The 14128-nt window shown below is 44.7% G+C and carries 4 protein-coding genes; 3 read left to right on the top strand and 1 reads right to left on the bottom strand.

Going from position 1 to position 14128, the window contains the following annotated elements; all coding sequences use genetic code 11:
- Positions 1–15: 15 nt before the first annotated feature.
- Both QKW49_RS11820 and QKW49_RS11815 read left to right on the top strand, forming a co-directional pair.
- Positions 16–2280: a dockerin type I domain-containing protein gene (locus QKW49_RS11820; protein WP_282867734.1), complete on the top strand. Its 2265-nt coding sequence runs from the start codon at positions 16–18 to the stop codon at positions 2278–2280.
- 72 nt (positions 2281–2352) lie between these two features.
- Positions 2353–3987: an S-layer homology domain-containing protein gene (locus QKW49_RS11815; protein WP_282867733.1), complete on the top strand. Its 1635-nt coding sequence runs from the start codon at positions 2353–2355 to the stop codon at positions 3985–3987.
- A 469-nt stretch (positions 3988–4456) separates the two neighbouring features.
- Here the strand turns inward: QKW49_RS11815 and QKW49_RS11810 are convergent, their stop codons facing one another.
- On the bottom strand, positions 4457–5098 hold the full coding sequence (locus QKW49_RS11810) for a TetR/AcrR family transcriptional regulator (protein WP_282867732.1): 642 nt from the start codon (positions 5096–5098) through the stop codon (positions 4457–4459).
- A 693-nt stretch (positions 5099–5791) separates the two neighbouring features.
- Here QKW49_RS11810 and QKW49_RS11805 point away from each other — a divergent pair.
- On the top strand, positions 5792–13753 hold the full coding sequence (locus QKW49_RS11805; RefSeq protein ID WP_282867731.1) for an S-layer homology domain-containing protein: 7962 nt from the start codon (positions 5792–5794) through the stop codon (positions 13751–13753).
- Positions 13754–14128: the final 375 nt, after the last annotated feature.

Genomic DNA, 14128 nt, shown 5'->3' with positions numbered 1-14128 from the left:
GGGGGCGGGTTTAAATTGAAAAGAATATTACTCTCAATTATACTTGTTTCTATTGTATTCTTGTCTGGATGTTCGAGCTTTCATGAAAAAACTTCAAGCAGCAGTAAACAAATCGTGTTCGATTTGAATAAGTATGAAGACCTGGAAAGGGCTAAGCTGGAGCTTGAAGAAAAAGTCTTTGAATACTTTGAGAACAACCCGATAATAAGGGATAACTACTTTCCGCTGAAAGGCAATAACGAGGTCAAGGTAAAAATCAAAGACAGCAAAATAGATTTTTCCGGTTACAAACTAGATGGGGATGTCAACAGCGACGGGGCAATCAATGAAAAAGACCTGGGAATCATAATGGAAAAGTTTCTAAACAGCAGCAAGGAAAAAGAATTTGATTTAAACAATGATGGAAACCTGTCAACACAAGATATTCAGTATGTCTGTGACAGAATTCTCACAGAGGTTGTTACTTTTGGCTTTTATGACAAGGATGGGAAGAAGACGGGTATCCCAGCGATTCCTTTTGGTAGCAAGCAAATTGTCAATATTAAAGAATATCCGGCTGTTTCACTAAAAGAAGGAGATGACGTAACTGTTGTTCCTGAGGATGTAAACGGTGCGTCAACACGTAATGTTCCGCCTCCTCCGGGCATTGGACAGCAGGAAGCCATTCCCGAGCTGGAGGAAATCGTAGAAACTTTAATCAATCAATTGGATGTGACACCGGAAAAGTATTTGGTTGGATGGAGTGCAAGCATTCAGGCAATCGGTCGGTCAGTTGAAACATCCCCAAACACTAAAGCTGCCAATGTGTTAAATGAAGGCATCCTAACCCCATACTTGAGCAGGTTGACAGAGGCATTCAAAAGCAAAGTGGAAGCTTTGCACTTTAAATACCATATGAAGTACGGAGTCAAATATATTGAAAAACCCCATCGTTGGCAGGCGAGTGCAGGCATACACTTCAGCAACTTTTTTTCCAAAGGGTACAAGACTGATGTTGAGTCAATAAACAAAACCCAGGTTATAAGCCACACTACACAGGATGGGGGAAGGACAGTTAAAAGAATAATTGCATACAGAAGCACGATTATGTATACGGATTACTCTTCTCCAAGGGAAGGAACTCTGGAGGTGGCGGGCTGGGGGAATGTATTTGGAGATTTGGAGGTTCAAAGAGTCGGTCCGGGAAAAGGTCATGATGACATTAAAAACGAAGTAAAAGTGGAAAAGGGGCATATACCAAAGCTTGATCCCCTCTACACCGGAGATTATAGAGTAACCTTGAAGCACGAAGACTGCGGGTTGAATATGGTTCTTGATGAGGATCATGTTTACCGCCATGACGAGGATTATGTATTCAACGTAAAAATTGCAAACAAAGTAAAGGTTACAGGAAAGGCAATTGATAAAATTACAAGAGAGCCCCTAAAAAATAAAAAGGTTGAACTTATAAGCAAATGCCCGAAGTTGAATATTGAAAAAATTGAGCCTGAAATGACAAATAATGCAGGTAGTTTTACGTTTAACGATGTACCTTATGGCATATATGAGCTGAAAATTGATGACGAGTATATACAGGATGTCAAGCTGGAAAATGCAAAGGAAACCCATCGCGATTTGGGAGATGTGATGCAGGCAGGAACCTTTGACATTGAGTTCACCTATAAAAACAATGTTTATGAATACGAGGTTAAAGCAAAATGGAAGGATGTTGAAATTGACCGTGACGGCAAGGCTGGGGAAAATGGGTTTAAAGTGCTGCTTGACGGCTTAGACAATGAAGAGAATGTTGATGAAGATGAAGCTTACCGTCCGGAGCTGTCGCCCGATGAATATAAGCTTAATGTCCGCAATCCACAGTGGAAAATGGTATATGACGACCCAAGTGAGCCGGTACCCGTGACAATAAAGATCCTGCAGGCATCAGAAAAGGGCGCGGCAATTCAGGGTTCCTTCAAAACGATCAACTTTGAACCTGGAGCTGTATTCGTTGAAATAACGGAAAATTTCGATGTCCGCTACAGTGAAGAGCCGGATTTTGAGTTGGGACCGGGATTTACAGTTCCGCTTTTTTCAAGGCTGATTACCCATGAGGATATTAAAAATATAGATCCAAGAGCCGGCATTGATGACGGATGTGGTCTGGGGTACTCCGCGAAGGTTGATAAGGAAAAGTTCATGAGTATTTTTAGTGGAGAAACCTTTGAGCGAAAAGGTGCAGGAAGAACTTCCGATGGAATTGGAGATGAATACAGACTGGTTATAAAGCCCCATGAAAATTAAATGCAAATCCATATTGAATGATGAGGTTTTTTATTAAGACTTAAATATCACAAAGAGTGGAGGATTTTTATCATGAAAAAGAAGATATTGGTGTTATTGTTGGCTATGTCAGTACTGCTTCCGGTTTTTATTTCTACACAGCCGGTTCATGCCATGGGTGAAAGCAGCTATATAGCTGCAGGCTGGGGTACTACGTTTTATGTTACAAAAGACGGTACGCTATGGGGGTTTGGGAAAAATGACCAGGGGCTTTTAATGGGCAGCGGAAAGGACTATGTTTCAGAGCCCGTTAAATTGCTTAACGATGTTAAAAGTATTGCAGCCAATAGATATGCTGCCCTTGCAATAAAAAGAGACGGTACGTTATGGTATTGGGGAAGACTGCCCGGATTGGACAAGAGCCTTGAGCCGGTAAAGCTGCTTGACGACGTTGTTATGGCTTCGCTTGATCCTTATAACAATCAGAACATCTTATTATGCAAGACAGATGGCACACTATACCTCAATTCAGGGAAAGGCTTTGAACAAATAACACACCCTGCTAAAGTAAAACTTGTTGCTCTAAGTGATTATAACAAGTTTTTTATTAACGATAAAGACGAACTCTGGGGCTGGTGTACAAATAAAAACGGAGCTGATGGCTCCCTAGGAGTAGGACACACTGAAGCTGTTTTAGAGCCTGTGAAAATTATGGAGGATGTTCAGTCTGTTGCCGGAAACAGCGGCGATACAATGATTATCCGCAAGGACGGCACGTTGTGGATGTGTGGAAATGGTGATGACGGTAAATTTTATGATGGAACCACAGAGATCAATACTCCGGTTTTATCACCGATAAAGGTGATGGACAATGTAATGCATGCTGCAACCTATAATTCACACTTTTTTGCTGTGAAAAGAGATAACACCTTATGGGCTTGGGGAGCTAATGATAGCAACAGTTTGGGGAAAAGTCATATCTCCGTACCCGTAAAGTGGGCGTCAAACGTAAACAGCATAACAGTGGGTTATCAGCACAAGGTAATTGCAAAAACTGATAACACTGTATGGACGGGTGGGAGAAAAGACGGTGTCTATCATGCTGAAAATAGTAGCCAAAATGAATTAAGGCAAACAGCTTCGGACCTTGTGGATTCTCCTGCGCCCTGGGCACTGGCTGAAGTCCGTGAAGCTGAGTACCGCAAGCTTGTACCGCCTGCCATGCAGAGCGAGTACAGCAAGGTTGTCAATCGCAGTGAGTTCTGTACACTTGCAGTTACCTGTATTGAACAGGCAAAGCAAATGACAGTGGAGGAGTATCTGACTTTAGAAGGAATCGAAATCCCAACATCGTCTCCATTTACCGATATCGGCATGCTGACAGACAGATCGAAAAAAGATATCATGGCGGCATATGCATTGAAAATAGTAGCTGGAACGTCGGCAACTACCTTTGAACCGGGCAATCCCATCACAAGGGAACAGGCGGCAAAAATGCTGACTGCAACGGCTGCTGTCATGGGAGAAAATTCGGAAGCTCCAGTGCCTGCTTTTGCGGATGGAGAGAGCATTGAGAATTGGGCAAAGCCTTATATCGGTTATGTGTTTAATGCGAAAATCATGAGTGGTGTAGGAGGAAACAGATTTGATCCCAAGGGCGGATATCAGCGCCAGCAAGCCTATATGACAGTGTTGAGACTGTATAAGAAAGTGACAGGAATAAAATAGAGATTGATAATTACCTGCTGAACTTTCAAGGAAAGTGAATAGAGTAGATGTAAAAAAGATCTGTTGATGTCAAGGACTAAAGCAGGTCTTTTTTTGCAAAGAAACTCGAAGCATGATAATTTGAAGATTTGCAATTAAGTTATATTGACTTTGCCCCAATAGCTATGATACTCTAAATATATATTGACTTACACGTAAAAGTAAAAAATACAGAACTATCTGTAAGTTTTGTACAAATTCTTAATTCAAATGTCTTAGGGGTGATTAAAACTGTGCAATTTGCATGGCCTTTTTTATTTGTACCCAATATGGTGAGATTATTATTGTATTAAGAAAGTAATATTTATAAATGCAAAAAAAAGAAGTTTTCAGGGGCAATTTTTTGACGTAATTGTGAGGCTGTAGTAAAATAAAGCTACCCCTTTGATGAATATGACAATAAAATAGGTGTACATGACCCTGAAACAAATCAGTTCCTGTTCTCGCAGCCCTGAGAAATCAATCCCGCCAGGTAAATTTTAAAGTGTTCCTGTAGACTCTGATTCAGCTTCATATCCGGATAATTGGAAATCCATTCGAAAATAAATCCCCTCACAGTCGTGACAAAATCACCTGCAATTGCATCGGCGGAGTATGTCGTTTTGAACTCCCCTCTTTCAATGCCTAGCGTTATCAGTCTGAAAGCGGCGCTGTAGAGGGCCTTGTTATAATTCATAAGCAGGTCATGGTTTATGGTTTTATTGATCTGAATAATTGCTGCATTCTTGTTCAGGGGATAGCCCAGTTCCTCTACTTTATTAAATGAGACCCGTTCTAAAATCTTGAGAAGGGTGGCGGTCACAGGGGTATCGTCTTCAGCTGTATTTATGATTGAATCAAGGTCAATATCTATTTTGCTGATTGCGGCGTTAATGGAATGGGCGATAATTTCATCCTTCGAATTAAAATGAACATAGAAGGCTCCTTTTGATATCCCCACCTTTTTTACAATGGAATCCACGCTTGTATTATCAAAACCATGCTCCTTGAATAACACTTCTGCACTTTTCAGAATTTTACCTTTTGTTTCGGCGGATCTTTTCTTATTGCTTGCTGTTTTTTTATTTTGCATTTTCTATTCACCCCTATTGAAAATATGTCGAAATTTGTATATTATTAAAGAATGAAAGTGACTGCGGTCAGTATTATCATTTGCCTGTAATGTAATTTAAAAGCTTATTTATGCGAATTGTCGATTGAACCCAAGTCGTGTGAAACCCAATAATAAAATACAACAAAAATAAATTAATTGCAACTGCTATGATGCTTGCAATCAACCAACTCTTATAGTGAAAATTTTGATTATCAATAGTCGTATGAAGAATCAAAAGAAGTAATTACCTGAGCGGAATACGATTTATCTAATGATTTTAATTTAAAAAGGGGGAATTAGTGTAAATTGTAAAAATGAAAGAATCCTGCTTAAGGGGTTTCTATAGTCTGCTGTTATCTATTTGCATTATAGCTACAATGTACATTCCGATATATGCAGCAGAAACTACTGCAACGTTTAATGAGCTTAACTATGTGAGCTATGTAAAAATTTTTTGTTTTATTATCTATATTGTATATTTTTGTTTGCATTCAAAAGAATATTGTATCTAATGTCCAAGGGGGTTAACAAATGCATAAGTGATTGGGAAAGAAGTTATTTTCGGTATTTTTATTGGCATTGATTATGTCATGAAAATATTGACAATGCAGTGAGATTACAAATGTTTTGGGATTAATTATTTGCGCTAAAGATAATAATGGGGGCGATTTTATGAAAAAGGAAACAGTAAAATCCATTCGTAGATTAATTAGCTTTTTATTGCTTGTAATGGTGTTGTTTGTGGGAGCCACTGTGGTATACGCATATGATCCACCGCCTGCTTTAAGAGTAATATGGCAGGAGGGAGAGCATGGAGGTCTCGATCAGACTGGTACCTGCCATGACTATGGAGACTATATTACCAATGTCACTTTATCAAAAGATGGAACAAACATATTAGTTTGCGGTGACGGTATTGAAGACACCAGTAACAACTGGCATACAGACTTTGGAAGAACATCACCTCAAATAGCTCCTGTAGATGTCATCATCGGGCAGACATATCAAATATCAGTGACTGTTACTGGTGATGATTTAATTTATCAGCATCTCTCAGTTTATATTGACTGGAATCAAGACCAAAAAAATGGTGTTTTGTCTGAAATAGATCCTAATGAAGAAATTGCTGTATGGTATAATTATGCTACAGGCTCAGGAACGAAACTGCTAACAAAAGAGTTTACAGTGCCAACTGGAATACCAATAGGAAAGGCATACATGCGGGTTATACTGGATGCAGATGGTGGGGGTCAAAATGGAGGAGATTATACTTGCGGTATAGGCTACGGTGAATTCGAAGACTATGTATTAAATGTATCCTCTGGCAATACTGCTCCTACTGCCACTAGTGTACAAATTTCAGGAACCGCTCAGGTGGGTCAGACACTGACAGGCAGCTATGATTATGCAGATGCAGACAGTGATGCGCAGGGAACAAGCACCTTCAAGTGGTACCGTTCCAACGATGCAGGCGGGGCAGGTAAAGTGCAAATCGCAGGAGCATTAAACAGTACATATACCTTGGCGTCTGATGATGTCAATAAATATATTAGCTTTGAAGTGACACCTGTAGCTGCGGCAGGCACATCACCGGGAACGGCGGTGGAAAGCGGAAGAGTAGGGCCTGTAACGCTGCCGGAAATCACCGCAGCATCGGTAACCGTCACAGCCCCCGTACTGGGAGCAGTACCTCAAAACGCAGCAGCGGTGGAAGGTGCAACTTCAAATGCAGACTACACCGTAACAAGCGTAACCTGGAACGAAGCACTGGTAAACGGTAAGTTCAAGGCAGATCAGACATACACAGCAACAATCGTGCTGACCTCCAAGAACGGAAAACAGTTCCAGGCAGGAGCCTTCACCCCGACAGTAGCAGGAGCCGCATCAGTAGGAACAACCACTACGGCAGGAACGGGAGCAGGCAACACAGTAAGCTTCACAGTAACCTATGCGCCAACAGGAGCAAAAGAGGTAACGGGCATCACGGTAAAGACACAGCCAACAGATTTGACATATATACAGGGAGAAAACTTAGACCTCACAGGACTTGAAGCAACCTTGACCTACAGCGACACCTCAACAGAAGACGTAGCATTGGCAGACTTTGCAGCAAAAGGGATAACAGCAACTCCGGCAAACGGAACAGCCATGACAGTGGCAGCCCACAACGGAAATGCAGTAACAATAAGCTGCAACGGACAGCAGGCAAGCACAAGCAATCTGACGGTAACGCTGCCGGAAATCACCGCAGCATCGGTAACCGTCACAGCCCCCGTACTGGGAGCAGTACCTCAAAACGCAGCAGCGGTGGAAGGTGCAACTTCAAATGCAGACTACACCGTAACAAGCGTAACCTGGAACGAAGCACTGGTAAACGGTAAGTTCAAGGCAGATCAGACATACACAGCAACAATCGTGCTGACCTCCAAGAACGGAAAACAGTTCCAGGCAGGAGCCTTCACCCCGGCAGTAGCAGGAGCCGCATCAGTAGGAACAACCACTACGGCAGGAACGGGAGCAGGCAACACCGTAACCTTCACAGTAACCTATGCGCCAACAGGAGCAAAGGCGGTAACGGGAATCACGGTAAAGACACAGCCGACAGACCTTACATATATACAAGGCGAGAACTTAGACCTCACAGGACTTGAAGTAACCTTGACCTACAACGATACCTCAACAGAAGACGTAGCACTGGCAGACTTTGCAGGAAAAGGAATAACAGCAAGTCCTGCAAACGGAACAGCCATCACAGTGGCAGCCCACAACGGAAATGCAGTAACAATAAGCTGCAACGGACAGCAGGCAAGCACAAGCAATCTGACGGTAACGCTGCCGGAAATCACCGCAGCATCGGTAACCGTCACAGCCCCCGTACTGGGAGCAGTACCTCAAAACGCAGCAGCGGTGGAAGGTGCAACTTCAAATGCAGACTACACCGTAACAAGCGTAACCTGGAACGAAGCACTGGTAAACGGTAAGTTCAAGGCAGGACAGGCATACACAGCAACAATCGTGCTGACCTCCAAAAACAGCAAGCAGTTCCAGGCAGCAGCATTTACACCAACAGTTGCAAATTCTTCATCAGTAGGGACAACAACCACTACAAACACAGGAGAAGGCAACACAGTAAGCTTCACAGTAACCTATGCGCCAACAGGAGCAAAAGAGGTAACAGGAATAGCGGTAAAGACACAGCCGACAGATTTGACATATATACAAGGAGAGAACCTTGATTTAACAGGGCTTGAAGCAACCTTGACCTACAATGATACCTCAACAGAGGACGTAGTTCTGGCAGACTTTGCAGGCAAAGGGATAACAGCAAGCCCTGCAAACGGAACAGCCATGACAGTGGCAGCCCACAACGGACACGGTGTCACCCTGGAATGCAGTGGAGAGCAGACAGCCACAGACAACCTGACGGTAACACTGCCGGAAATCACCGCAGCATCGGTAACCGTCACAGCCCCCGTACTGGGAGCAGTACCACAAAATGCAGCAGCGGTGGAAGGTGCAACCTCAAATGCAGACTACACCGTAACAAGCGTAACCTGGAATGAAGCACTGGTAAACGGTAAATTCAAGGCAGGACAGGCATACACAGCAACAATCGTGCTGACCTCCAAGAACGGCAAGCAGTTCCAGGCAGCAGCCTTCACCCCGGCAGTAGCAGGAGCCGCATCAGTAGGAACAACCACTACGGCAGGAACAGGAGAAGGCAACACAGTAAGCTTCACAGTAACCTATGCGCCAACAGGAACAAAGGCGGTAACGGGAATCACGGTAAAGACACAGCCGACAGACCTTACATATATACAAGGCGAGAACTTAGACCTCACAGGACTTGAAGTAACCTTGACCTACAACGATACCTCAACAGAAGACGTAGCACTGGCAGACTTTGCAGGAAAAGGAATAACAGCAAGTCCTGCAAACGGAACAGCCATCACAGTGGCAGCCCACAACGGAAATGCAGTAACAATAAGCTGCAACGGACAGCAGGCAAGCACAAGCAATCTGACGGTAACGCTGCCGGAAATCACCGCAGCATCGGTAACCGTCACAGCCCCCGTACTGGGAGCAGTACCTCAAAACGCAGCAGCGGTGGAAGGTGCAACTTCAAATGCAGACTACACCGTAACAAGCGTAACCTGGAACGAAGCACTGGTAAACGGTAAGTTCAAGGCAGATCAGACATACACAGCAACAATCGTGCTGACCTCCAAGAACGGAAAACAGTTCCAGGCAGGAGCCTTCACCCCGGCAGTAGCAGGAGCCGCATCAGTAGGAACAACCACTACGGCAGGAACGGGAGCAGGCAACACAGTAACCTTCACAGTAACCTATGCGCCAACAGGAGCAAAGGCGGTAACGGGCATCACGGTAAAGACACAGCCAACAGACCTTACATATATACAGGGAGAAAACTTAGACCTCACAGGGCTTGAGGCAACCCTGACTTACAATGACACCTCAACAGAGGACGTAGCATTGGCAGACTTTGCAGGCAAAGGGATAACAACAACTCCGGCAAACGGAACAGCCATCACAGTGGCAGCCCACAACGGACACGGTGTCACCCTGGAATGCAGTGGAGAGCAGGCAACTACAGACAACCTGACGGTAACACTGCCGGAAATCACCGCAGCATCAGTAACCGTCACAGCCCCCGTACTGGGAGCAGTACCTCAAAACGCAGCAGCGGTGGAAGGTGCAACTTCAAATGCAGACTACACCGTAACAAGCGTAACCTGGAACGAAGCACTGGTAAACGGTAAGTTCAAGGCAGGACAGGCATACACAGCAACAATCGTGCTGACCTCCAAGAACGGAAAACAGTTCCAGGCAGCAGCCTTCACCCCGACAGTGGTAAACTCTGCATCCGTAGGAACGACCACTACAGCGGGAACAGGCGTAGGCAACACAGTAACCTTCACAGTAACCTATGCGCCAACAGGAGCAAAGGCGGTAACGGGAATCACGGTAAAGACACAGCCGACAGATTTGACATATATACAGGGAGAAAACTTAGACCTCACAGGACTTGAAGCAACCTTGACCTACAGCGACACCTCAACAGAAGACGTAGCATTGGCAGACTTTGCAGCAAAAGGGATAACAGCAACTCCGGCAAACGGAACAGCCATGACAGTGGCAGCCCACAACGGAAATGCAGTAACAATAAGCTGCAACGGACAGCAGGCAAGCACAAGCAATCTGACGGTAACGCTGCCGGAAATCACCGCAGCATCGGTAACCGTCACAGCCCCCGTACTGGGAGCAGTACCTCAAAACGCAGCAGCGGTGGAAGGTGCAACTTCAAATGCAGACTACACCGTAACAAGCGTAACCTGGAACGAAGCACTGGTAAACGGTAAGTTCAAGGCAGATCAGACATACACAGCAACAATCGTGCTGACCTCCAAGAACGGAAAACAGTTCCAGGCAGGAGCCTTCACCCCGGCAGTAGCAGGAGCCGCATCAGTAGGAACAACCACTACGGCAGGAACGGGAGCAGGCAACACCGTAACCTTCACAGTAACCTATGCGCCAACAGGAGCAAAGGCGGTAACGGGAATCACGGTAAAGACACAGCCGACAGACCTTACATATATACAAGGCGAGAACTTAGACCTCACAGGACTTGAAGTAACCTTGACCTACAACGATACCTCAACAGAAGACGTAGCACTGGCAGACTTTGCAGGAAAAGGAATAACAGCAAGTCCTGCAAACGGAACAGCCATCACAGTGGCAGCCCACAACGGAAATGCAGTAACAATAAGCTGCAACGGACAGCAGGCAAGCACAAGCAATCTGACGGTAACGCTGCCGGAAATCACCGCAGCATCGGTAACCGTCACAGCCCCCGTACTGGGAGCAGTACCTCAAAACGCAGCAGCGGTGGAAGGTGCAACTTCAAATGCAGACTATACAGTAACAGGCATAACCTGGAACGAAGCACTGACAGCAGGAGGCAAATTCAAGGCAGGACAGGCATACACAGCAACAATCGTGCTGACCTCCAAGAACGGAAAACAGTTCCAGGCAGGAGCCTTCACCCCGGCAGTAGCAGGAGCCGCATCAGTAGGAACGACCACTACGGCAGGAACGGGAGCAGGCAACACAGTAAGCTTCACAGTAACCTATGCGCCAACAGGAGCAAAAGCAGTAACGGGAATCACGGTAAAGACACAGCCGACAGATTTGACATACACACAAGGAGAGAGCTTAGACCTTACAGGCCTTGAAGTAACCCTGACTTATGACGACAGTTCAACAGAGGACGTAGCGTTTGCAGATTTTGCAGGAAAAGGAATAATAGCAAGCCCTGCAAACGGAACAGCCATGGCAGTGGCAGCCCACAACGGACATGGCGTCATGCTGGAATGCAACGGACAGAAGGCAGCCACAAGCAATCTGACTGTTAACCCAGTGCCGACCTACTCAATAGAGTTCATCGGCAATCAGACCATGACGGGCCTGACAGCAGGGTATGCAGCAGGTACACAACAAACAAAAACTATTACTGTTACAATGGCAGGCACAGGAATCTTGGAAAATATGGCAGTTGCAATAAGCGGAAACAGCTTTGATATAACCCAGCCAGTAGCAACAACCTTGAGCGGAGCAACACAATCGACCACCTTCACGGTAAAAGCAAGAAACGGACTTGCAGGTGGAACGTACACTGAAACAGTAACTGTATCGGCAGATAATATGGTTGATGTAACCTTTACTGTAACCCAGACTATTACAACACCCGGAATTCCTGCAATCATATCAGCAGAAGAAGGAGACGGACATGTATATCTAATATGGAACGATGTAACAAATGCAGAAAGATATGATGTTTACTTATCAACGCAATCCGGATCTTATGGTACAGTTTGCGATACGGTATACGGTGCTGTATATAGCAGCAGCGATATAACTGGACTTACCAACGGCGAAACCTACTACTTTGCAGTAAATGCAATAAATCCTGATGAAAGCAGTATAATGTCTTCCCAGGTAAGTGCATCGCCGAAGACAGTACCGGGAGCACCAACAAATGTAACAGCGATTGCCGGCAACGGGCATGCGGTGATCAGCTTTACAGTACCGGGAAATAACGGAGGAAGAGCTATTACAAAATATATTGTTACATCAAGTCCGGACAATATAAGCGTTGAGGGGACAGCCAGTCCGATAACGGTAACGGGACTGACTAACGGAACTTCATATACCTTCACAATAAAAGCTTTCAATGAGGCAGGAGCAGGCCGCGAGTCACAGGCATCAAATGTTGTAACACCAAGAGCACCATCCAGCGGAGGAGGGTCGGACGGAAGCAGTACACCAACAACACCTGCGCCTGAAAGACCTTCAGTCAGCGGAGTAGAGATACTTGTAAACGGCAAGACAGAAACAGCAGCCACTGCGGTAACAACAAAAGAGGATGATAAGACAGTTATAACCGTAACAGTGGATGACAAAAAAGTAGAGGAAAAACTGCAAAGCGAGGGCGACAGATCAGTTGTCACGATACCTGTTAACGATAATTCAGATGTTGTCGTAGGGCAGTTAAACGGCCAGACAGTAAAGAACATGGAAGCAAAGGAAGCAGTACTGGAAATCAAGACCGAAAATGTTACTTACACACTTCCGGCGGCACAAATGAACATCGATTCGGTATCAGAACAGATAGGTTCCCAGGTGGAGCTGAAAGACATTACAGTAAATGTAAAAGTATCATCGCCGCCTGATGATACGGTGAAAATAGTTGAAGAAACGGCAAACAGGAACAATTATCAGATAGTAGTAAAACCTGTTGAATTTGAAATCACCTGTACAAGCGGAAGTAGAACTGTAGAGGTTTCAAAATTCAACGGATATGTGGAGAGAACGGTTGCAATACCTGAGGGTATTGATCCAAGCAGGATTACAACAGGAATTGTGTTGAATCCAGATGGAACCTTCTCACATGTGCCGACCACAATAATTAATATAAACGGAAAATATTTTGCAAAAATCAACAGTCTGACAAACAGCACCTATTCGGTAATATGGAGTCCTAAGACCTTCGCGGATGTAGACAATCACTGGGCGAAGGAAGAGGTAAATGACATGGGATCAAGGCTCGTTATCAACGGAGTGGGAGACAGCAGGTTTGAACCGGAAAGAGATATTACCAGAGCTGAATTTGCAGCCATAATAGTTAAAGCGCTGGGTCTGATGCGTTCGGGTACAGGAAAGAATGTATACAGCGACGTAACAAAAGGTGAGTGGTATTACAATGCAGTATCTATAGCCAATGAATACGGAATAATCTCAGGCTATGGAAACGACAAATTCGGCCCCAATGACAGGATTACCCGTGAGCAGACCATGACCATGATAGCAAGAGCTATGAAAATAACAGGACTGAAGGCGGAATTTAAGGAAAGCGAAGTAGAAAAGCTGCTTTCTGAATTCTCAGACTCTACCGAAGGGTCGGCATGGGCAAGAGAAAGTATGGCTGCTTGTGTAAGTTCAGGCATAGTTTCAGGAAAGGGCGGCACGCTCATAGCTCCGGCTGACAACATTACAAGGGCGGAGGTTGCGGCAATAGTAAGGAGACTGCTGCAGAAGTCGGATTTAATAGATTAAAGTAATACAAGTGTACTTAGCTGAAAATTTAGCGGTGATTATGGCAGGCTATGCGAAAGTCATAGGTTTTGAGCTGCGGCGGGAGTACTGTTTCCACCCCTCGTAGGGCTTGTTGTCAATGTGCTTACCGAGCTGATAAGAAAGAAAGATGCTCATTGCCAATGAATATTGATATCCGGACGGAATCTTTAGGAAAAAAAGGTACTTGGACTATTAAGTCCAAGTACCTTTTTTGGATTGTTATTCGCTTCAGTGGCAGGAATGCAAATAAGTAATATTGACTTTGCCCAATAGCTATGATACTCTAAATATAAATTTACTTACACGTGAAAGCAAAAAAATGTAGAACTATCTGTAAGTTTTGTGCAAATTCTC

The sequence above is a fragment of the Petroclostridium sp. X23 genome, from assembly GCF_030013905.1.
Classification (GTDB): domain Bacteria; phylum Bacillota; class Clostridia; order SK-Y3; family SK-Y3; genus X23.
The sequence above is the reverse complement of the archived record's forward strand: the minus strand, read 5'-3'. Positions and strand labels throughout refer to the sequence as shown.